Raw genomic sequence first — 21,576 nt, 5'->3', positions numbered from 1 at the left:
GTAGGGCCCTATGTGCGTGGTTCGCCGTATATGATGAGGTCGGGTCTGACCCAGAGCGTAATCCGCGACGGGCAAAGATAGGGCTTAGTGATGGTAGCCGCCCGAAACAGTTATTCCCTCCTCAATAAAGACAGGCACGTGGAGATTCTGAGCGGCGCCTCATGGATGGCTAATTCGTGAGTAATAGGCAAGGTCACCACCAATTGTACGAATTCGCCATTCTGTGATTCTGCAGATTGGCGTAGCGCCCCCAGCAGGGCACTTCTACTCGCAACCCTAACCGCAGCAAAGTCACCAAAATTGTCCAGATCGCCGTGCGGCAAAGGCCACCACGCTCATCCAGTCGTTGCTCTACCTTAAAACAGCGGATGGAGACAAGCGACCAAGGGCGCTACAAGCTCCGCAGTGGGAAACTCGTACAATTCTGGTGACCTTGCCTGGCAGCTAGAGGCCCTGACGTACAAATCTCGTGACCTTAGCTGTTTCCCCTGTAACCAGACAGACAATTCTGGTGACCTTCTTGCCCGCGAATGAGTCGTTCCAACGGTCTCGTCGACCTCATGCGGCCCAATTGCGAACAATTTTGGTGACCTTGCTCAATCAATTGCGGAACTAAGCCCTTGACCGCAGAAATACAAATTCTGTGACTATGGGTCGGCCAAACAGCTCCCAACTCCTTGTGTGGCTTGGCTTTGGCACGGTTTCGAACAATTTTTGTGACCTTGCGGACAATTCTGGTGACCTTGCCAGAATCGAGAATCCATCGACCTGGGAGACCTGGCCAAATCCGGTGACCTTGCGACCACATCTAGTAACCTTGCCCAACAAAATCGGCGACCTTTGGAATCAAAAAAGTGACCTTTCCAACCTAAGTCATTGATTTCATAGAGAGGGCCGCGCTTCTTGTAAGTGATGTTCTGTTTATAAAAACAACAAACTAACCTACACCCATCGCTATGGAAAGCTCTTGGAGCCGGGCACGGTCGACCCCTGCAGACCAAACTTCGGATTCCACGTAAGGTCACCTGAATTGTCCCGAACCAGTGCCCGGAAACATCCCTCCTTCTGACCAAACTCGGCCCGCACTAGGTACACGATAGCGCTGCCCCTATGGCAACTAGACGACGGGAAGGCAAAGTCACAAGGAATGTTTTGACATTTCGACCTTTCCCCTGCAACCTCCTGCCCGAAGGAGGGAAGTGGTATGGACAGCGCATCGCAACAATTAGCCTTGGCATTGTTCGAGGACTTCGGCCCTCGAGGCCGGAGCGTAACGGAAGCGCCAAAAGATTTGGGCTTCCGCCGCAGCAACGCCTTCGTCAAAATCATCGACCTAAGTCTGGCAGGCCGTCGCCTCATCGATGTTGCATACTTCCTTGTAGCTGAAGACCAAGAAGTCCGGCGCGAATACCGAGTTGATGTCGGATTGTTCAAGTGGCTGCTAGCCACAACGAGCAACAACCGACGCCACCTCGGCAAACTCGTTCGCGAAGCCCAAAAAGCAGCTATCGAGCTTAACGAGATCGACGTCGAAGACCCTTCCAAAGATCGATGGGGTGCAGTGCCTCTAATGGGCTCAGCATTCATCGAAAAAGGGGAGTTCATCTTTGAGCTTCCCGAACGGCTACAGCGCGCTATCAAGAACCCAAAATCTTCCCACTTTCTGAGCCTGCGCTACGTATTCAAGTCGGTGCACTCTAAGGTCCTGTACGATCGACTACAACAATTCATGGTTGAGGGCATTACGCCTTGGTTCGAAGTTCAGGCCCTGCGAGCGTGGCTAGAGTGCGAGAAGAAAACCTACGACCTCTTCAAGCACTTCCGAAGTAAAGTCCTTGAGGTAGCCATCTCGGAAATTCGCGAAGTGACCGGACTCCACATTGAGATGCTTACGCTCAACGTGCCCGGTTCAAAGAAAATCGGCCAAGTTCGATTCCGATTGAACGCTATCGAGCAGCCCAACGAGCAAAAGACCGCGTTCATCGTGCTTCGCAATGTCTACGAGACGCTGCGCAAAGAGTTCGCACTCAACCAGTCCGAGTTCAACGAAATTATTACGAACCGCGACCTGTACAACGACGAGCGAATCCACCAGGCGATGGAGTACACCCGACACAACGTGAAAGTTGGCAAGGTGAAGGTGCGAGCAGGTGGCTATTTCATGAAGGCCCTTCGCGAGGGCTACTTGCTTGGTGAACTCGACAAGCAGATCCATCATCAGTCGGCCATTGCAGAGTCAACTCGTAAGGCTGCTGACCAGGAGATGGCTGAGCGCGAGGCCCGCGTGAAGGCAGCTGGCGCCGAGCGCGACCAACGAGAAGCTGATTTGGGTTGGGAAGCCTACAACAAGCTCTCCGCTGAGCAGCAATCGGACATGATCGCGGAATTTTGTCAGTCTCAGGCGGCCAAGCTTCTCGCGCGAAGACTTAAAGTTGGGTCCCTAAACGTGCACGAGCATATCAATGACCCTAATGTTCGAAGCACATTTGGAGGCTTCGTGGCCAGTCGCATGCACAAGGCAGCGAAGGCCGCAAAGCGAGTAGGCGCAGCGGCCTCAGCAAGTCTGATCTGAGCACGAGCAGGCCCCCTCACGGCAGCCGAATACGCCGAGAACCCAACCTCGCGCGCACAAACTCCGCAGTTGTTCGATTGCCATATGTGTAATGCCCGACGACGGTCGCGATTGAGGTTGCGGTACTGCTGAAGGGGGAAGGAGACGCCGATCGCTACTCTATCCCAGGCAACCTGCGCTCGATGTCGCGCAGGACCGACCCGGAATGGTGCGCTGACCTTTGAGCACCCTGCGCAGACGTTTGAACTGTTTCGGGTGCGCATAGCCGCCAGCGTAGCGGCGCAGCTTCTTGCCCTCGCGCTCGAAGGTTTGCTTGAGGTTCAGGCCCGCACGCTTGGCCAAGCGGACCAGTTTGACACACGCCACACCAGCAGCCGGCTGTCGGTCCGGTAGGCGATGGCTTTCTCCATCACTGTCGTGTCGACGATCACGCGCTCGAACTCGGCAGGCTTGACCGCGCCCATCTGGACCGCAGCGGCAATGGTCGTCGCCAGCAACTCCTCGATGCCGGCCTCGCCCCGCGCTTCCCGGAAGCGCACCAGATTCGTCGGGTCACACGGCAGGCGCGGCTCAAAGTATTCCTGGCCGCCGCTGAAGAACTGGTAATAGACGTCCTGCGCCCACCGCTCGCACACCGACTCATCGCTCTCGTTGTACGCATGCTTGAGGTACAGCAGTGCGACCATCAGGCGGATCGGCAAACGCCGGCGTCCGGCCGCACTGGTCTCCGCGAAACGTACTGAGGCGCCTGTCTGGCTCGCATCAACCTGCGAATATCCTCAATGGCTGCGTGTGCCACTACCGACGACCGCTGCCTCGCTTGCGCCGGCTGGGCTACGGCAGGGGCCAGTCCGCCCGCTACTTTGTCCAACTCGATAAGCCAGGCGCGCGCCCGGTCATGCGCTAGAGAGCTTCGGTGGCCGTTCGCGTCGGTGATCACGATGGACGCTGAATCGACCTCATAGGTCGACCCGTCGGGTGCTGAGACCCGTTTGCCTCGGTACCTCTCTACGAGTTCGGCAATCTGCTGCCGCTCTTGCGTGGCCCGAGCCTCGGCTGCGCGCTCATCGTCTTCACGGAGCTTCCGCGTCCGGACTACATGTCCATAGTCAACAGGCCTTTCGAGGAGCGACTTGAGGTACGCGAACAGTTCTCGCCCCCGGAGCGGCCCGAGCGCATTGCCAGCCGCCGAGACGACGTCTGACAATCGGTGGCCCGCCGTTCGCGCGAGCCTCATTAGTAGGAACAGCGCGGACATCTTTAGCGATTGGTCGCGTACCAGGGGAGCAAGGTCCATCGGCACCGCGCGACCGTCAATCCGCAAAGAGGATCCCGACCCGGGATGTTTCTTCGTAGAAGACTGCATGGTCTTGTTTACGCCACTCACCGATGCGAGACAAGCAGAGGTCCGTGATTCATCGGAACGCGCCGGAACGTGGACAGTGGATTGAAACTGCGGACTGGCGATCCCAATGCATCGGAGCAACTTTGCGGAGAACCCGATCCGCCCAACGACCTCGAGCTGCGCCCTGGTGCGCCGCTGCCGTTCCCGCTCAATAAGCCCGGCATTTTCAAGCGCACCAAGCGCTCGATAGACAGTAGCCTCACTGATCCCGAGGTGTTGCGCAATCGTTGCCTTCTTTATGAAGGCGAGCGCGGAGGGATCCTTCTGGTTCAAAGCGAAGCGGACGAGCGTGGCCAGTACCTGACGATTCGTGATGTGCAAAGTCCGAAGTCCATCGGACTCGTAGACCAGCGCGATTGCCCTAAGAATCCGCTCAGGCAGCCGGCCGGCATCGAGCCTGGCTGCCTTGGGTTGCCGGCCGTCGGCAGCGACAGGGTTAGGAGCATGCGACGTACCGCCGCACATTGTTGTTCTTCGGGCAATAGGAAGCCCGTCGAAGCTAAATTTCATCTTCGATCAGCGCAAACTTGGAAAGGAAGCATTGACAGCGAAGGCGCGAGCTTCGTACACTCGATCCGTCTTGTAGATCGAGTCAAAGGGGTTTCGAAGCTCGTGACCTCTTTTGGCTATGCCGATGAAAAACCTGGAGCTGCAACTCCAGGTTTTTTTCGCCTATGGAGACGCCTACAGACTCATCCACTCCTCCTTGGAAATCCGCGTGGCCACGTCGCACTTATGCCGCGGCGGACAGGTAGAGGATTGTCGATTAGCGGATGCGCGGTCATTGGCAGTTCTCTCCCGGGATTTCTTGCGCACAAGTCGGACGTCATCCCTTCTTGCGCGTGTTCCCGTTTGCAGGCAGCGACCACCGGGTCAAAGTGCCATCTCTCTTGGCGCATCATGTAGCGATTGCCACATCAATACCTGCCTCCAACACAAATCGAGAGGTCGGATTCTTCTTCGCCATCGATAGACGCAGATCCTCCCGCGCTCTGGTAACCGCCACGTAGAACAGCCGCCGCTCTTCCGATTCGGTGCTTTTTTCATCGGGCACAACGGTCTCCTCAGCCCGAATGATCCACACCCGATCCCACTCCAGCCCCTTGGAGCTGTGCATGGTTGTAAGGATCAGCGCGTCCGGCGCCGGCTCATTGTTGTCGCGGCGCAGGAACTCCAGCCGGTCGGAGAATGGACCGTTGAGTCGGGATAGCACGTCGTAGGTCGTGGTAATGGCACGACGGGCAGGATCCGCGTCGGTATGCTGCATCATCCACTCACGCGCCCCCTCGAGCACCAGGGAGTAGAACTGCCTGTCGCAGAGCGATCGCCACTCCGCAAGCCGCTTCATGAGTTCCCGATAGCGATCGGTGGACGCTTCCGAGAGGCCCAGTTCCAGAAGCTCCTTTCTCTGGCGTTGTTCTGTACTCGCGCGGCCCTTGCTGTGCAGGAGCCGGAGTTCCTGGGTTCCAATCCCGACAAAGGACAGCAGTGCATCAACGCCGGTACTTTTCGTCTTCTGGACCAGCTCCAGAAGATTGCACATCAGGGCAGCCTCCGGCCGGCTCAGGATCGACTTGCCGGACGCCCGATAATATTTGACGCCATGCGAACGGCATACGGCCTCGACCGGGTCAAGGATGCGGTTGGTACGGGCAAGGATTGCCGCCGACTGGCCATTCCTTAGCGCCACCGCCAGGTGCTCCATGGCGGCCACTGCCTCGGCATACTCGTCAGGGAAGCGCTGGAACCGAACCTGCCCACCGGGGCCCTTGTGCGCAACCAGCTCCTTCGGAATCCTGTCGCGGTTGTTCCGGATGATCCTGTCGGCCGCGCCAAGGATTTCTGCGTGGCAGCGGTAGTTGTTGCCGAGCACCACCGGCTGCGCATCGAACTGGCGAATGAACGACTCCATTCCCCGGAAGCCCAATGCCGAGCGGAAGCCATAGATGCTCTGGTCGTCGTCGCCAACGACGGTCACGATCGAGCCAGCCCGAGCATGCAACGCAATCCACTGGTACTGCAGGGGGTCGGTGTCCTGAAACTCGTCGACCAGTAGGTACGTGAACGGATAGGGCTCGATGGTGCCGTTCTGCATGCCTTCCACCGCGAGTCGCAGCATGTCCTGGAAATCAATCTTGCCATTTCGATCCAGTGAATCCTGGTAACCGCGGTAAAGGAGTTCTTCCGCGCTGCCGCTTTGTACCTGGCCGAAGTTGGTCTTGATCGCTTCGATTGCTGCAATGCCGTCCTCCACCTTCCAGTCCAACCCGACGTCGGAGAGGACCTGGATGAGCAGGCCGGTACGATCGCCCTCGGTTGCTATGTCTGGCGCGCCACCGTCGCGCCGTCCAAGCTGCTTATAGGCGAGAGAGTGGAATGTACCGGCAAGCAGCCGCTTCTTCGTCGCCGGTCCGGCAAGCGCGAGGATGCGCTCTCGAAGCTCGAGCGCTGCGTCTTTGCTGAACGTCACGGCGCCCACGGTAGCTTTGGGCTCCGCCAGAAGCATTGCAGCCTTGGTGGCAATGGTCTTAGTCTTACCTGCACCGGGGCAGGCCACGGCGACGCAATGTCGCCGAAGCTCCACGACCTCTCGTTGCGCGGGATTCAGCTCAGCCAGCATGCGTGTCCAGCTCTGAAGGTTGAACGATGAGTTCGATGTGGTCTTCGGCGCCTCGCCAGTGGATGCCATCGTCGTCACGGATGACCAGGTCGCCGGTGCGCTCGTTATGTGCGATCACACGGCCTTCACCGTACGAGTCCAGATCGGTCTGAAACTCGACCCAAGCGCCTCTTATGTTCATATCCCGTCAATCGGTTGATGTTGCAGGGGAGTGGCCGGCCAGAAGCTGACCGGCCAACCAGTTCAGACGGCTCGAACGGTGGTCATGAGCTTGAGGTGAGTCATATAGCTGCGCAGGCCGAGCGGGTGGAACTTGCGCAGGAAGCTCGCGACCTCGTCGTTGATATCGCTCTGATCGCGGATGCCATTCCAGACCATGAAGTCGAACTGATCCATGGTGCGATCGAACTTGGCCAGGACGCCCAGCACGCGCATGGAGAAGCGCGAGTAGGCCTCGACCGTCAGGTTCAGAGAGGGGAGTGTGACTGTCGGCTCAAACACGATGTCGTTCCTGGCCCGCATCTCCGATTCGCGTTGGTCACGATATGCTTCCGCCACGCGCAGCTGCTCATCGACGTAGTCCTCCATGCGGGTCAGTTCGCGCTCGAAGTAGGTTTCGACGGTGGATAGCTCGCCCTTGCCGAAGGTGGCACCGCCGAAGCGCTGCAGGTTGATGCTCATGCGGTTCATGAACGGCCACCATTGCTCGAACAGCGGGCGCAGGCGGGTGTGGTTGAGCTTGATGGCGACTGGCACGACTGCGGCGCCTGCCAGTTGGCGGGTGAGAATCTGCGCGCCGATCTCGCGACGGCGGCGGATGATCACGGCGCGATCCTCTGGCTTCAGCTCGCGGAAGCGCTTGCGGGTGTTGGCGACCTCCGCCTTCTTTTCTTCCGCCTCGTCGGCCGAAATCAGGCCTTCCTTGCGCAGCGAATCGGCGGCCGTTTCCATGTCCGCCAGTTCACGCTCGATCGAGCCGTCGTCGGCGCCGTCGGTGACGCCAGGGTTGGTGCCCGGCGCGGCGTCGGCCGGTTCCTCGATTGCGGTGTTCGGAGCCAAGGCATCCATGGTGGCCGCGAGCAGTGCATCGTCCTGGGTGACAACGGCGGTGTCGGTATTGGTGGTCATGCGGTTTTCTCCTGAATGGACCCCCATAGGTGGGCGATCCGCGTTGAATACTGTAGGTAGTGGTGAATGCGAGGACGGCTACCGATTCACATGGAACGAGGCAGCCAGACGCCAGGCCAGCACGCCCACGCAAGCGGTGGCGACCGTCCAGACGGAGGCGGGCAGCGAGAATGGCAATAGCAGAGCCGACGCGCTCACGCCGAGCGCAATGAGCAGGCCGTGCGCTGCGAGGTGAAAGCCAACGGGACTTGCGACCCCTGCGGCGGCCGCGCGGATGCGCCGCTGCACGGCGCCGTCGTTGAGCATGGCAACAGCAAAGAAGAGCGCACCCCATGCCCAGTTGCCGGCGACCGTGGCGCGGTAGATGCTGCGGTACATCTCCATCCAGAAATGCCGCATCCAGCTTGCGGCAACCCCGGCCGCGCCGCCGTCGCTGATCAAGCTTTGGTTGGCTGAGCCAGAATAGGAGCGGCGGATTGCACCCGAGTCAGCGAACCAGGCGCCGAAGCGCGCATTGGCACGGCTGGCAATGTCTTCGGCCCGAGCCTCCCCGAACAGGGACTCGACAGAGGCCTGTTCGGCGCCGTCGACTTCGAAATGCCCGTCGTCAGGCAGCATGGGAGCGAGCGTCGCCAACAGGACAGGCGTGACAATCAGCCACAGACGCAGGTGCGATACGAAACGACTGTTGCTCATGTCAGCGCACCAGGGCGTGCAGGGCCAGGAACGGAATCGCGACGAAGGCGAGCAGCCCGCCCCAGAATTGGGCGGGACGGGACTGCTCGAGCTTCACCATCGCCATGGCGAACGCGTGTCGGCCTTGGGCGAACTGGCCCGGTACCGAAGCCTCCGCATCGTTCGCGCGCACCCATGCCCGCATGGCAGCGACCTCCGCGGGGGCGAGGCCGGAAAGCTTAGCAATGAGCGAGTTGGCCACAGACATCGTATTCCTCGAAATAGCGGCGGAAGGTCGGTCCCTTGAGGACGCGGGCGGCGAGCTGGAAGGCCGCGCTGCGCGGCGTGATGGGCTCGGGGCAGGGCTCGTCAACCATGCGGCACACATACCCCGGCGCCTGCCGGCCTTCAAACAGCGGGATCGGTTCCAGAAAGGGCGCCCAGACGTTGTACTTCTCGCCCTTGAAGGCGGCGTAGCGCTTGGCGTACAGCTCGTGCGCGCGGCCAAAGAGGCCTCGCATGAAGGCGACATTGCCGTAGCCGTCCTTGCGCTCGGCCTTGAAGCCAGCGAGGGCGTCCATCAGCATCTCCTTCACCAGCGGGTCGTCGCGCACGATGAAGTTCAGGCCGATGAAGTCCACGAGGCGGGTGCAGACGTCATCCAGCTCCGGGAAGCAGATGAAGACGGGCGACAGTTTGGCCGAGAGCTTGTGCTCTTTGACGATCTGGCGAAACAGACTGGTCATGTGCGAACTTATCCTTCGATGATGGGGATGCGGCCCTGGTAGACAGCGCCACCGGAAACCCGCAGGAAATATTGCAAATTGGGGAGCTGGGTAATCAGGCGCACCGGGATCAGGGGCACTTTCTCCAGCTGCCGGGAACGGGACACCGACCCGCTGAATTCGCCCACGTGGGCCTCACTGCCGGTGCTGGTGGTGCTCGACTGGACGATGTTGGTGATGCCGGTTTCGCCCACCTTGTCGGAGAACCACTGCGCCGTGTCGGTGTCTTCCAATCGTAAGATGATCTGGTTGTTGAGGTTCGCCAAAACCTGCAGCATTTTTGCTGCGTTACCGAGTTTGGCCTCTAAATCGGAACGGCTTTGGAAGGCAACAAAGGCCTTGAAGCCCGCCCCGCGCCCCTTATTTAGGATCTGGATCACCTGCTCGTTGATGGCCTCGGCCACCTCGTCGATGATGAGGACGACACCGGGCGGCTTGTCATAGAAGTTGTAGATCGTGCCGGCGACCGATGCGATATCGGACAGGATCATCGAGGCGATGGCCTTGGCGACGATGCTGTTGGACATGGAATCGAGCCCGACGCACAGCACGGCCTTCTGCTTGATGATCTTGTCGATGTCCCAGATCTCGCGGTCATCCTCGAAGTCATCGGCCTTGGGCGCGAGCATCAGGCCGGTCTCGCCGGTGGCCAGCATCTGCAATAGCGGCAGTGCAGAGGCGATGATCCGCATGTAGTGATCGCGGTCATGCGTGAACGTCGAGACAAGGCCGTCGATCGATTCGTGACCGCGCCCGACGTTGGCGAAGCGCTGCAGGTAGAGCTGCACCATGCCGTCGAGGAGCGTCGCGCCGCTCTTCTGGCCGAGCTTCTGCATGAAGCCGTTGACTTCGTCCTCCCAGTCCGCCATGCCGGATTCGGGGAAGAAACGCTTGAGGCAGCGCTCCAGCAGGCTGTTGATGCCGGACTGCGCATAGTTCAGGATCGAGCGCAGGTTGGGCTTGTCGCCGACATACAGTTCGCCCTTGACCGCCCGGTCAATGAAGAGGAAGGCGAAGTCGCGGAATGGCCCTTCTTCCATCAGTTGGGCGATGCGGCTCGGAATTTCCGAAGGCTGCGACCAGTTCTCCAGCGGGTTCAGGCGGATCGACTCGGAGGGCGCGGCTTGCTTCCAGTACAGGAATTTGCGCCCCGTACGCTCGCATTCCTGCTTGACCCGATCTTTGAGGTCGCGATCATTCTTGGGGTCAATGATGATCAGCACGTCTTCGGCGTTGTGAATCACCTGCGTCGCGATGATCTCGTAGGTACGGGTTTTGCCCGCGCCGGTGGTACCGCCCACGGCCGTATGGCCGCCCAGCGCCTTGTAGTGCAAGGGCACCGGTGCCTTCTTCGGCTCCATGCCGTGGATCCACGACTGGCCTTGTGGGGTGTGGTCGCGAATGCTCTCGGGAGGCGCAAACCGCGCTTCGACGGCCCGTGCAATCTTCGTCGGCAGCCAGCGCGGCAGGCCGGGGATCTCGGAGGCCGGCATCCGCAGAATGTCGTGCGCGATTTGGCAGTGCTTCTGCGTCCATTCGAAGCCGGTGCCGAGGTACATGGCATCGTCGCTTTCGCGCAGCGTGGCGCTCGCGGTGAGCAACCGGTCGATGCGGATCTTGGCGAGCCACTTGGTCGAGATCGCCATGCGAAAGGCCAGCGCCCGCCATACCTGTGTGCCACGTAGCAGAAGCATGCCAACGCAGAGAGCGGCGAAGTAGCCGGCGTGCGGCATCCCTGAGGTGGCGATCAGCATCAGGGCCAGCGCCCAGCCGGCGGCGGCGCGGGCCTCGAACATTGGGCGAAGGTGATTGATGTACTTGACCATAGGTTCAGGCCAGGGTGTTCGGGCGGGGCAGGATCAGCGTGCCAATACGCTCCGCCAGGATCAGGTCAGTGCCCTGCATGGCGTACAGGAGCGAGAGCTTGCGCAGGTTCTCGATCAGCGTGTCGCTGGCGATGCCATAGTTGCCAAGCATCTTCTTGGGCAGCACGAGCCCCTTCTCGGCCCACACCACCTTGATCTTGCCGGCGGTTACGTCCTGGGCGAGCGCGCGGAAGAACTCGCTCATCATGCGCGAGCCGCCCAGCAGCGCCATGAATGGATCCGGCGCGTCCCGGCGTGCCCGGCCAATGGCGGCGGCATCGATGGCCGCGGGTGCGGGGGTAGGCGGCGCCAGTGGCGTCGCAGTCTCCGCATGAGGGGCGAGAGCCGTGGCCACAACAGGTTCGGCCGGGGCGACGGGGGCCTGGAAAAGCGCCGCTGCAGCTGCGGCCGCGCTGGGTGTCGGTGCGACCGGCTCAGGCACCCGCCCGGCCGGGCTGCGCGTGTCGCTGACCGCCGGTACACCTGGGGTCGCCGCCGCAGCAAGCTGTTCGGCCGAGGGCGGCACGGTGGTATCCGGGGCGAACACCGCGCGCCGCGCCTTCTGTTCGTAGTCGCGGGCCGCGGCAACCGCCTGACGCACGATCTTGTGCAGTTGTGCTTCGAAGCCGGTGGGCATTGGGGCAGGATTGATCGCGCCGAACAGCTCCGACAACACCGGGCCGTCCAGCCACGACAGCGATTCGGCGCCAAGGATCGAGCGCGCCAGCAGGGCGCTGCGCATGCGCTCCACTGGCAGCGGCGCCTCCAGCCGGATCACGCGGTAGGCATTACCCGCGAGCCAGGTATGAAAGGCGCCGTGCGCGGCCGGCAGCCACTGCTCGCCCGTATCCTCCCGCACGATGTGGAAATGCCGGCAGGGTTCGTCGAGCCACGAACAGCACGCGGCCAGAAACAGCGCATACAGATACTGGGGCTCCAAGCGCCGGCGGCGCTCCGACGGCTGGTCTGCGGCGAATTTCTGGCCGCCAGAGAGGCGCATTGCAAAATAGGCCACTTCGACTGTTGCGCGGAACGCGCCACCCGGCTCAGAGTGCTGGTCCGGCTGTAGCGGCATGGTGGAGAACCAGCTTGCACAGGCGCGCAACACGACTAGCCATTTCGCATCAAAGTCAGCAGGGTTGGCCTCGTTGGCATACTGGCGAATCAGAGCAATGCGCTGCTCGTGGGACGCCAGCAGAGTGGACGCATCTTGCGGAAGGTGCTGATTCATCTTCACTTCCCTCACTTTCCGAGCTTCCACGCACCCTTTGCCAGTCCCATTGCTGCGCCGCCAGAGACGCCGCCACCGGTACCGAAGAGCGAGCCAGCAAGCTTTGGAATCTCAAACGAGATCAACAGCACCAGGACGGACAGTGAGGCCGCTTTCCATCCCGCGGCAGCCGTGCTGGTACCAATGTCGGCGACCTTCTGGATGGTTTCGCCTGTTGAGGCCGCGACCAGATTCGCGATGATCGCAGCGGTAACCACATACATGGAGGCGGTGACCATGAAGTCGAACCACGCCCAGAAGTATTTTCGCGTGTACTCCGAGAATCCAAGGGAGACAGCGATCAGGCCGATCGCAAGCCCAACAGCGGCCTGGAGCTGACCGATCATCACGAAGTAGGTGTAAACGATGGACGCGGCGGCGGTCAGGGCAAAGGCGATGAGCAGCCCGAGGCAGGAGAAGATTACGTCGAGCTTGTCATACCAGGCGGCTACCCGAAACGCCTTGAAGAAGGAATCAAGGAACTTGCCGGCGGTGTACGCAAGCAACGAGCCGGTGTCGTAGTTCCCTGCACTCATGCTGCGCGCAAGCTGATCGAACCACTTGAAGATTCCAGTGCCGAAGCTATCGAAGCTGAGGTACATCGCGGCGAAGATGCCAAGAACGGTGAGCGATTCAATGAACTCCACCCACGCTCCAACGGGATTGCGATGCGCTGTGAATCGAAAGCCGGCGATCACCAAGGTGAGAACGGTGAGGGCCCACGCGAACTTACCGGCTTCAGGAGCCGTGGTTCGGCTAATGGCGATCCCGCCGTCGAGAAGCCCATCACGCAGTGCAAGCAACTCCCTGATCGTCGAAGAAAGAGCCTCTCCCGTTGAACCGGCAGCCGGCGTTAGGCTTGAAGCGATGTTCGAAGTCTCGCCGCTCGGCTGTGCCGTCGCTGGCCCAGAAACCAGGGAAAGTGCGACAAGAATGGCGCAGAGCAGAAGTCGCAGCGGCGCGGAGTATCCCATCTCACTTCCCCGACAAGGTGCCGCGGCTGAAGACCTGTTGGCGCAGCTTCTGAAGCTCGTCTGCCTGCTGTCGAGCGAGCTGCTCAGCCGCTGCAGTCTTCTCGGCGGTATCCGCGTTCACCTTCTGGTCTTTCACCGCGTCCGCCTGGGTCTTCGCACCGATCAGTTGCAAGAGGTCGGCGTTCTGTCCGGCCATCACGTCCAGCATCTGGTTGGTGAGCTGGGCGGTGGCCTGCGCGGTTTGGTTCATGTTCAAATCCTGCTGCAGATCGCGGCGGCGTTGAGCGAGCTTTTCGTTGTTCTTGGTCACGTCCTGGCCTAACCCGAATAGCCGCTTGGCAGTCTTGTCGCCGGTTTCGAGCAAGGTACGCTGGTCGCGGAACCACTGGTCGGGTGTCTTGCCCGATGACGCCACCAGACCCTGTACGTTTGAGAGAAAGTCGGCGTTATTGGCGAGGCTACCGTACAGCTCCTGCATCGCTTGTCCGTAGCGCTGGTGCTTTTGGAAGTCCTCCTGGATGCCCATCGCTTGCGTGGCCATGGCGACGGAATCCAGCCCCACCGCTTGCTGGAGCTGATTGAGCATCATCTTGTTCTGGTAGACGATGTTCGTGTTCTCGTAGATCTCGGTCTTGAGCGCCTGGGCGGCGGTCATTGTGTTCTTGATGAAGTTGGCCGCGTCGAATACCGGCCAGCCGCTGGCATGGGCCAGCGATGAGGCGGTCAAAGCTGCCGAAGCCAGCACGCCTGCAAGCACTTTGTTCATGGGAAGATTCCTGAGTGTGAGGTGGTGAATTCGTGACATGCATTAGCCGCGCGTCAGCACTTCGCGCACGTAGCGGTCTTGCCAGTCCGGTAGCCCGGAGGCGTGGTGGCGGTCGAGCACTTCCTGCGCATAGCCGTCGGAGCGCAGCATCGCGACCATTTCCTTGCTGAACGCCGTCTGCAGCATTCGGCTCTGGGTTTTGGTGGTCCAGTAGTAGTCGCGGTTGGGTACCGCCTCGGTAATCATCTTCACCTGGTCGAGCGTGAGGCCGAACACATCGCGGTACAGCTCCTTGCTCGTAATGGCTTGGCTGTTTGGCAGGTAGATGATGTTGGCGATGTTGTCCTTGAGGATCTCGAAGTCCGCCACGCGCGCCACCTGCTGGAGCGACTGCGTCGCCATCCAGATCGCGCCGTTGAGCTTTCGGATCGTCACGATCCACGTCTCCAGTCGGGCGTAGAAGCGCGGGTTGGTAAAGAAAAAGCCAGCTTCCTCCACCTCGATGATCGTGTAGCGGGTTCCCATCGACTGGCTGATGCGGTAGAACGCATAGTCCATGAAGAGGGCCGCAGCGCGCGGGAAATTGGTGAACAGGTCGCCCATCTCGATCGACAGGTCGTCGCTTACCTCGAAGGCATCCTCGACGTGGTCGAAGAAGTGGCCGTATTGCCCGCCCTTCACCCAAATTTGCAGGCGCTCACGCAACGTGGCGTGCAGTTGCGTGCAGAGGTTGGACAGCGTCCAGCGCTCGCGCGGAAAGCGCGCGAGGATCTGCACGGCCTGAAAGAGGTCGGTGCGCTGCTGCGGCGTGCAACGGAAGTCATCGTCCTCGATCGCTAGCACCAACCAGTCCGTGACGTACGCGAAGTTGGCGGCATCCGTGAGCAAGGACAGCGGATTGGTCTGCGTGGCCGCCTGGAAGCGCCCGGTCACATCGACAAACTTGCCACCGGCGAGCAGCGTAGGGATTCGGGTCGAGCGGTCCTTGTCGAAGCGGATGCGACGCGCCCTCTGGCGGCCCGCCTGCGTGACAAGGAAGTTGAGCATGACCGACTTGCCGGCCCCGATGGGGCCGAGCACCAGCAGGTGGCCATTGCCGCCCGGCTGGTGCATGTCCAGGCGCTGCGCGGTGCGGTGGCGGGTCGGCAGGTATGTGAGCGGCGGCGTCTCGACGCCCGACAGGTCGGTAAGCCAGTTGTTGCGGGTCGGCCCGGGGCGCACCGAGCGCAGCGGGGCAATGTCGGACACCGCCGGCGTCTCGACGAACTGGAGGCGGCGCTGCTTGTCCCAACGGCCGGGCAGGGTGCTGTTCCAGGCCGGCAGCAGGTTGGCCTTCTCCCGGATCGGGCCGAAACCCGCATTGGTGATGGCACCCACCACCTCGCTCACGGCATCCTCGCATTCGGCCTCGGTGTCGCCGTAGACGATCACCGAAATATTGACGAAGCCGTGCTGCTGCCCCTCGGCGGTCAGGCGGCGCAGCGCGTCGCCTGCTTCGGCTGCCAGTTGCTCGCGGCCTTCGTCGTTCTGCGTCTCCTCCTTGGCCGCCATCTGCTTGGCGATCGACCAGAGGTTGAAGCTCGCCATCTTGTAGAAACGGCGGATCTTCTCGATGTAGTGGGTGGCCTTGTGAGTGTCGAGGAACCGATAGAGGATGCAGATGTCCAGTTCCGCGTCGATCTGCGTGAGCACGTCGAGCGCGGCTTCCTGAAAACCCATCCATTCCTTGACGGCCACCACGGCGGCGAAGCGTTTGCCGTGGGCTGATTCGAAGAACAGCTTGTCGGCGCCGCTGATCACTTCCGACTCGGTGAGATGCGTATCCAGCAGCGTGACGGGAAAGCGGACGCGGCGTGGCGGCACGGTCGGATTGACCGTTTGGTGCAGCGCCGCCAGGCTGTCCTGCATCGACAGGCGAGTAAGGCCGAGCTTGGTGACACCACCCGTGAAGGCGTCCAGCATCGACTCGAAGCGCTTGGCGTCGGCCTCGGTGCGCTGCAAGTCGAAGGCGAAGGCATTGCGGGCCAGCAGCACGTCCTTGGCGGTTTCGAAGGCGGCGATGGCGAAGTTCTTGCCACCGACCGTCATGTGATAGGCCATGCGCTCGAACACCTTGTCGATGCCGTTCTCCGGCGTGTAGGCAAGCGCGAGCGAATGCGAGTTGCGGAAGTACTTGCCGCTGGTCATGTGCTCCCGATTGAGCGCATCGAGCCGGGCGTCGGACGTGGCGGGGAAGGTGCCGCCGATGTAGTCGCGGGTGCGCCGGTGGCGTAGCCGCCACCATGCGGTCACACGGCTGTCGAAGCTGCGGCAGGCCTGATCGAGCTGGTCGCGGGCGGCCGACACGTCCAGCGTGTTGGGGCTGTCCGCGTCGATGCCATCGAAGTCAAAGGTCGCCAGCAGCGAGCCATCCTTGTTTAGCACCAGGTCGGGGGTAACCAGCGTCATCCACGGTGCAATTTCCTGCATGGGGCGGCGTTTCAGCATGGCAGATCGCTATCAAAGCCGTAGGGACGGCGAAAGCGGGGGCTGAATTTGCCGTGCCACGGGGCCGACTCGTAGACGTCGCCGTAGTGGTTGTAGACGTTCAGCACGAGGTTCCACCATGGGTCGCTGGTGGTGAGCCAGCGCAGGAACAAGTGGACACACAGGCCAAGCAGGAAGAACCCGGCCACCGTCCAGAAGCCGCCCGTGTAGGTGGCATAGCACAGCAGGGCGGTGATGGTTCCGTTGGCGATGGCGAGCCCGCGCACAGCGCCGCCGAGCATGCGCGGCAGAGAAAGCGAGCGGCTGACGGCGTGCTGGCGCATGATCAGCAGTACTGAGTCAGGCCAAGGTTTTTGGCGATCGGAATGGCGGCAGCCGCGAGCCCGATGCCGACGATGGCCGTCATGACGACCTTCACGATGGTCGACTCGGAGTTGGCGATACCAATTGCGCCCAGAATGATGACCACCACGCCGATCACGAAAATGATGGGGCCGCTCACCAGTGCCTGGATCGAGCAGATCATATTGGTCAGGCCGCTGAAGATCCCGAGGTCGGCTGCCATGGCGCTCTGCGCGCACAGCATCAGTGCCGCGCCCATTACCAGGGCTGTGTGTTGGGAACGGGTTACGGTAGTGTTGGACTGCATCCCCGGTTGCGGGTTGGATCGAAGCATGGTGTGGCGAACTCCCCAGTTAGAAAACGCGGTTGACAACGTAGTCGTTGTTTTTGAAGCCCTGAATCTCCAGGACTTCCGACACGTGCCGCATCTCGCAGGTACGACGCAGGTGCAGCACGTAGTGGAAGCATTCGGCGATGAGCTTGCGCATGTCATCCAGCTCCCAACGGGAGCCGGCGGGGATGCCGAGCATCGCAAGACTTTCGAGCCGCGACAGGGCGGAGCGGGCGTTGTTGGCGTGTAGCGACGCCATGCCGCCATCGTGGCCGGTGTTAAGCGCCTGCAGCAGGTCGTACGCCTCGCCGCCACGCACTTCGCCAACGAGAATCCGGTCGGGGCGAAAGCGCAGGGAGAGGGCGACCAGTTGTTGCGTGGTCACGCGGGTGTCAGCGTTGGACAACAGGCGGACCTTGTTGGGCACCGTCATCTTCAGTTCCATCGTGTCTTCGATGGACAGCACGCGCTCGCTGTGGGGGATCTCGGCCACCAGCGCGTTTAGGAGGGTGGTCTTGCCCGAGGACGTGCCCCCGGCGACGAGGATGTTCTTGCGCTGCACGACCAGTTGGGTGAGCGCTGCCTTTAGCGCTTCATCCTCCACCGGGCCGTCAAAGATCGGTTTGTCGTCGGCGGTGTTGCGGGCCACTCGGGCAGAGAACGCGCCCATCTCGACGTAGTCGGAAAGGGAGAGGTTCTGCTCGCGGTGTCGGCGGATGCTGAGCGCGTTGCCGTCGATGGCGGTGGGCTGCATCACGGCGGCGATCCGCATGCCCTGGTAGCCGGCGTTGATGATGCCCTGGTCTGTGCCGCGCACTGCGGACTTCTGTACCGAGGCGGCAAGCGCCCGCACAGCGCCTTCGATCATGGCCGGATCGAGCCGGATATCAAGCCGGCGCAGTTCGCCATGGCGTTCGATCCAGACGCTGTCGGCATGGTTGATCATCACCTCCGCTATGTCAGAAGCCTCGACGTAGGCCTTGATGGGACCGAGCGCCTCGAAGAACATCGCGACCGCGCTCGCTTCGAGCTGGTCGAATTGCAGGGTGGGGTGTGCGGCAGGTGCGGACATGCCGCTATTGTTCTCGTTCAGCGTCTGCGTGTGCGGCCGAAAGATATGCGATTTTCGTGAGCTTTCAGCGGAGCCTTGGAGGGCATCTTGGAAGCCGCCTGACACAGAAAGGGGGGCGAGCACATGAGTCCACCCTACTAGCGATAACGCGTGCGATTTCGCTCTCTTATCGCAAATAGGGTGGACTCATGTGCCCGGGGTAGGTGGTGAGGACACAGAGAGGCGTGTTCAGGAGAAGGGATATGGGCAAACAGTTATCGCCTCTCTGAGCCACCTAAATCCTGATTTAAGAAATATTGAAAGCTGTCGAAAATCGCATACCTTTCGTGACTCATTGAGTATCGATTCGCTGGTTCAATAGGCGGCATCCAAACAGGTGCCTCATGCCACTGTTCTCCCGCCGCAACGAATCGAAGAAGGTCCTGTCTCCCGCGCCTGGCATGTACGCCGGCGAGGACGTCACGCAATTCCTGTTTGACCGCACCGCTCGGGTGGTGGTCGAGCGCAATCACTGGAAGCTGGCGACGCTCGTCGCCGCGCTTGTGGCCGTGGCCGCCGTGATCACGCGCCAGCCGCCGGAACCAGTAGTGCGCGTGGTGGGCGTCTCGGCGGATGCGAACGGCAAGCCGGTGGCGCGTGAGTTGGACGCCTACCAGCCCAAAGCGTTGGAGATCCAGGTCGCCTTCCGCGACGTAGTCACACGCATGTTCACGATCGAGCCGGTGCTTACGCCGGAGATCGAGAATTCCCGCATCTTCCAGAACATCAATGGCGTGAAGAAGCAGATGGTTGGCGCCGCGCGCAAGCAGTTCGAAGACTGGCTGTCCGAAGACGCGCCGTTCCGTGCCATCGCGCAAAGCCCGTCGCTGGTGCGCGAGGTGCAGGTCACCAACATCGCCTTGCTGCCGGACAACACGGTTGCGGTGGAGTTTGTCACCTCCACCCGCGAAGAAGGGGCGAAGCCGCGCAAGCAGCGCTACGCCATGACCTTCCGCTATCAGATCGATCCCCCGAAGAGCGACGCGGCGCTGACTGGCAACCCGTTTGGCATCTACCCCGTGTTCTTCAGCATCCAGAAGTCTGCCGCCTGAGTCGGCCACCTAATCCATGTCCCAATCCCTGCGTTCCCGCTTTTCCGTCGTTGGCCTGACTGCGGCTATGTGCCTGATGCTGTCGGCGGGCCCCGGCTTCTCGGCCGACAAGCCTTCGCGCAAGGCGCCGCCGCCGCCGCTGCCCGGGCTCGGGATCGGCGACATGGCTGACGCCATGAATCCGATGAACCCGTTCAACGGCGGGGTCGAGCCAGTGGCCTTGCCCGGCGATTCGCGCCTGGTGGTGTTCCCCTACAGCCCCGATCAGATCTTCCGCGTACTGACGGCGCCACTGAAGGTGACCACCATCGAGTTTGCGCCCGACGAACAGATTGTGGGTGATCCAGCGTGGGGCGAGAACATCCGCTGGAGCTTCGAGACGGATGGTGCGAACCATCTGTATGTGAAGCCGAGCGGCCCGGGCCTGGTCAACACGCTGTCGGTCAATACCAACAAGCGCAGCTACGAGTTCACGCTGGTGTCGTCGCCGCTAGGCGGGATCTTCTATCAGAAGGTGCGCTTCCGTGTGCAAGGGGCGTTCGGCGCGAAGGCTAAGGCGCGGGCGGAGCATGGCGCAGGCGCGGCCGAGCGCGAGCCGCCCAATTCGGCGCCGGATGCCGTCGCAGTCTCGCCGGACAAGCTGAACTTTGACTACCGCGTGGAAGGTGGCGCCGCGTTCAAGCCGGAGACGGTGTTCGATGACGGCACCGCCATCTGGATGCGCATCCCCCGCGGCGCGGACTGGCCGGTGGCGCTGTACAAGGACGGCAGCGACTACGTGGTGGCGAACTTCATCCGCCGCGGAGAGTTTCTCGTGATGCAGCGGTTGGCCGACGAGATTGCGCTGCGGTCGGGCGATACCGAAGTCAAGGTGCTGCGTGGCAAGCGCCGCATTCTCGGTCTGTTCTGAGCGAGGCGCACATCGTGAAGCAGCCCGTGACTGACGTTTCCGACGCCAAAGAGCGTCTGACCAGCGGCAAGGTACCGCGCAATATCGTCACTACGCTTGGCGTGGTGGCGGCGGTGCTGGTGGGCACGCTCGGGTATTTCTACCAGAGCAGCATGGAGTCGGACCTGGCCAAGCAGGCCGAGGACAAGAAGGCCAAGAAGCTGCAGGAGCGCACCAGCACCCCCGACAACGGCGGCCTTGATCAGCTCATTCGCCAGCAGCAGGATGAGGCGCGCAAACAGGCGGCGCAGCAGGCGGCCGAGGCGACCAGGCCGGAGCCGGCCAAGGCGCCGGTGATGACCGCGAAGGATTTCGTGCAGCCCGCGACAGCCGGGCCGGCCGCCGCCGAGCTGAAACAGGCGAACGACCTGGATACCGTCATGACCTCGCCGATCTTCAAGTCGGACGGCAAGGCCATGCGGCGAGACGTCAAGCGCCAGCCGGATCTCTCCGGCGTGGTCGATCCGGCGCAGATGCGCGCCCAGCAGCTGGCCGCAGTCGGAGGCATGAATGGAACGGGTGGAGTCGGCGGAGCCGGTGGTATGCCCGGCATGGGTGGGCCCGAGGGCGGCAACACCGCGCCTACGTCGAGCGACGGGCAATTCCTGCGCGGCGCGGCGGCCACGAGCTTTACCCGTACGGGATTCGCAGGCAAGCTCGCGCCGTGTACGGTGAGCCAGGGCTTCGTGATTCCCGCCACGTTCGTCGGCGGCCTCAACTCAGACAAGCCGGGCGAGTTCCGCGCGACCGTTACCAACGACGTGTACGACACGGTGAATGGCACGTGCAAGGCGATCCCGGCCGGCGCCACGCTGGTTGGCACGTACAGCAGCGACATTGCCATTGGACAGGAGCGCATCCTCGCCGCCTTCGTGCGCATGCAGTTGCCCAACGGCAAGTGGGTACCGCTGTTGGGCATGGGCGGCGCCGACCCCAATGGCTACGCGGGTATCAGCGGTGACGTCAACAACCATTTCTTCAAGATCTTTGCCGGCGCGCTGATTATCGGCGTGTTGGAGCAGCACTTTAACGATTCCGCTACGGCGACGACGGTTGGTCCCAACGGCCTGACCACCTTTGGCAATACGGCAGGGCAAGTCGCTGCGCAGACCGCGCAGACGATTCTGAATCGCAATCAGAACATTCGTCCAACGATCACCACCAAGCCCGGCCAGAAGCTACTGGTGCAGGTCAAGCACGATATCGTGCTGGAGCCATATCGTGATTAAGCCTAGTGCTGCCGT

Annotated in this window: 19 protein-coding genes and 1 pseudogene; 4 read left to right on the top strand and 16 right to left on the bottom strand. The window is 61.6% G+C overall.

Annotated features, from left to right (window positions below):
- Nucleotides 1-1,204: 1,204 nt before the first annotated feature.
- Nucleotides 1,205-2,572, top strand: coding sequence for a replication initiation protein (locus CNE_RS38595; protein WP_013954485.1), 1,368 nt, complete (start codon nt 1,205-1,207; stop codon nt 2,570-2,572).
- 169 nt (nt 2,573-2,741) lie between these two features.
- On the opposite strand, the pseudogene CNE_RS38590 reads toward CNE_RS38595, so the two are convergent.
- The 16 genes and pseudogenes from CNE_RS38590 to CNE_RS38515 all read right to left on the bottom strand — a co-directional run.
- Nucleotides 2,742-3,303: pseudogene (locus CNE_RS38590) on the bottom strand (transposase); the annotation flags it as partial.
- A complete protein-coding gene (locus tag CNE_RS38585; RefSeq protein WP_238553270.1) occupies nt 3,258-4,442 on the bottom strand; it encodes a helix-turn-helix domain-containing protein in 1,185 nt (394 codons plus the stop codon). The gene CNE_RS38585 and the pseudogene CNE_RS38590, both read right to left, overlap by 46 nt.
- Before the next feature lie 433 nt (nt 4,443-4,875).
- Nucleotides 4,876-6,597: an ATP-dependent helicase gene (locus tag CNE_RS38580; RefSeq protein WP_041229423.1), complete on the bottom strand. Its 1,722-nt coding sequence runs from the start codon at nt 6,595-6,597 to the stop codon at nt 4,876-4,878.
- Entirely contained in the window at nt 6,587-6,715 is a 129-nt protein-coding gene (locus tag CNE_RS42830) for a hypothetical protein (RefSeq protein WP_269148763.1), read from the bottom strand. Before CNE_RS42830 ends, CNE_RS38580 begins: the two co-directional genes overlap by 11 nt.
- Nucleotides 6,716-6,840: 125 nt before the next feature.
- A complete protein-coding gene (locus CNE_RS38570) occupies nt 6,841-7,725 on the bottom strand; it encodes a hypothetical protein (RefSeq protein WP_013954482.1) in 885 nt (294 codons plus the stop codon).
- A 78-nt stretch (nt 7,726-7,803) separates the two neighbouring features.
- Nucleotides 7,804-8,421, bottom strand: a complete 618-nt coding sequence (locus tag CNE_RS38565) for a DUF4400 domain-containing protein (protein WP_013954481.1) — start codon at nt 8,419-8,421, stop codon at nt 7,804-7,806.
- 1 nt (nt 8,422) lies between these two features.
- Entirely contained in the window at nt 8,423-8,668 is a 246-nt protein-coding gene (locus CNE_RS38560) for a hypothetical protein (RefSeq protein ID WP_238553254.1), read from the bottom strand.
- Nucleotides 8,640-9,146: a hypothetical protein gene (locus tag CNE_RS38555; protein ID WP_013954479.1), complete on the bottom strand. Its 507-nt coding sequence runs from the start codon at nt 9,144-9,146 to the stop codon at nt 8,640-8,642. Before CNE_RS38555 ends, CNE_RS38560 begins: the two co-directional genes overlap by 29 nt.
- Nucleotides 9,147-9,154: 8 nt before the next feature.
- Entirely contained in the window at nt 9,155-11,011 is a 1,857-nt protein-coding gene (gene traD, locus CNE_RS38550) for a conjugative transfer system coupling protein TraD (protein ID WP_041229421.1), read from the bottom strand.
- Between the two features lie 4 nt (nt 11,012-11,015).
- The gene (locus tag CNE_RS38545) at nt 11,016-12,281 is read right to left on the bottom strand and encodes a TraI domain-containing protein (protein WP_013954477.1); all 1,266 of its coding nucleotides are present in this window, start codon (nt 12,279-12,281) and stop codon (nt 11,016-11,018) included.
- Nucleotides 12,282-12,292: 11 nt separating this feature from the next.
- A complete protein-coding gene (locus CNE_RS38540) occupies nt 12,293-13,294 on the bottom strand; it encodes a type IV secretion system protein (protein ID WP_013954476.1) in 1,002 nt (333 codons plus the stop codon).
- A gap of 1 nt (nt 13,295) precedes the next feature.
- Nucleotides 13,296-14,060 carry a conjugal transfer protein TrbJ gene (locus tag CNE_RS38535; protein WP_013954475.1) on the bottom strand — a complete coding sequence of 255 codons (765 nt, stop codon included), beginning with the start codon at nt 14,058-14,060 and terminating at the stop codon, nt 13,296-13,298.
- Nucleotides 14,061-14,102: 42 nt separating this feature from the next.
- Complete coding sequence (locus CNE_RS38530; protein WP_013954474.1) at nt 14,103-16,547, bottom strand: VirB4 family type IV secretion system protein; 2,445 nt, start codon at nt 16,545-16,547, stop codon at nt 14,103-14,105.
- Nucleotides 16,541-16,870: a protein TrbD gene (locus tag CNE_RS38525; RefSeq protein WP_013954473.1), complete on the bottom strand. Its 330-nt coding sequence runs from the start codon at nt 16,868-16,870 to the stop codon at nt 16,541-16,543. Before CNE_RS38525 ends, CNE_RS38530 begins: the two co-directional genes overlap by 7 nt.
- Before the next feature lie 2 nt (nt 16,871-16,872).
- Entirely contained in the window at nt 16,873-17,196 is a 324-nt protein-coding gene (locus CNE_RS38520) for a TrbC/VirB2 family protein (RefSeq protein ID WP_041229420.1), read from the bottom strand.
- A gap of 46 nt (nt 17,197-17,242) precedes the next feature.
- On the bottom strand, nt 17,243-18,292 hold the full coding sequence (locus CNE_RS38515) for a CpaF family protein (protein WP_041229419.1): 1,050 nt from the start codon (nt 18,290-18,292) through the stop codon (nt 17,243-17,245).
- 383 nt (nt 18,293-18,675) lie between these two features.
- On the opposite strand from CNE_RS38515, the gene CNE_RS38510 reads away from it, so the two are divergent.
- From CNE_RS38510 to CNE_RS38500, 3 genes are all read left to right on the top strand, one after another.
- Complete coding sequence (locus tag CNE_RS38510; protein WP_013954470.1) at nt 18,676-19,383, top strand: type IV secretion system protein; 708 nt, start codon at nt 18,676-18,678, stop codon at nt 19,381-19,383.
- Between the two features lie 16 nt (nt 19,384-19,399).
- Nucleotides 19,400-20,293, top strand: a complete 894-nt coding sequence (locus tag CNE_RS38505; protein ID WP_013954469.1) for a TrbG/VirB9 family P-type conjugative transfer protein — start codon at nt 19,400-19,402, stop codon at nt 20,291-20,293.
- Nucleotides 20,294-20,445: 152 nt separating this feature from the next.
- Nucleotides 20,446-21,561: a TrbI/VirB10 family protein gene (locus CNE_RS38500; RefSeq protein WP_238553253.1), complete on the top strand. Its 1,116-nt coding sequence runs from the start codon at nt 20,446-20,448 to the stop codon at nt 21,559-21,561.
- Nucleotides 21,562-21,576 lie beyond the last annotated feature (15 nt).

The organism is Cupriavidus necator N-1, from assembly GCF_000219215.1.
GTDB lineage: Bacteria > Pseudomonadota > Gammaproteobacteria > Burkholderiales > Burkholderiaceae > Cupriavidus > Cupriavidus necator.
The sequence above is the reverse complement of the archived record's forward strand: the minus strand, read 5'-3'. Positions and strand labels throughout refer to the sequence as shown.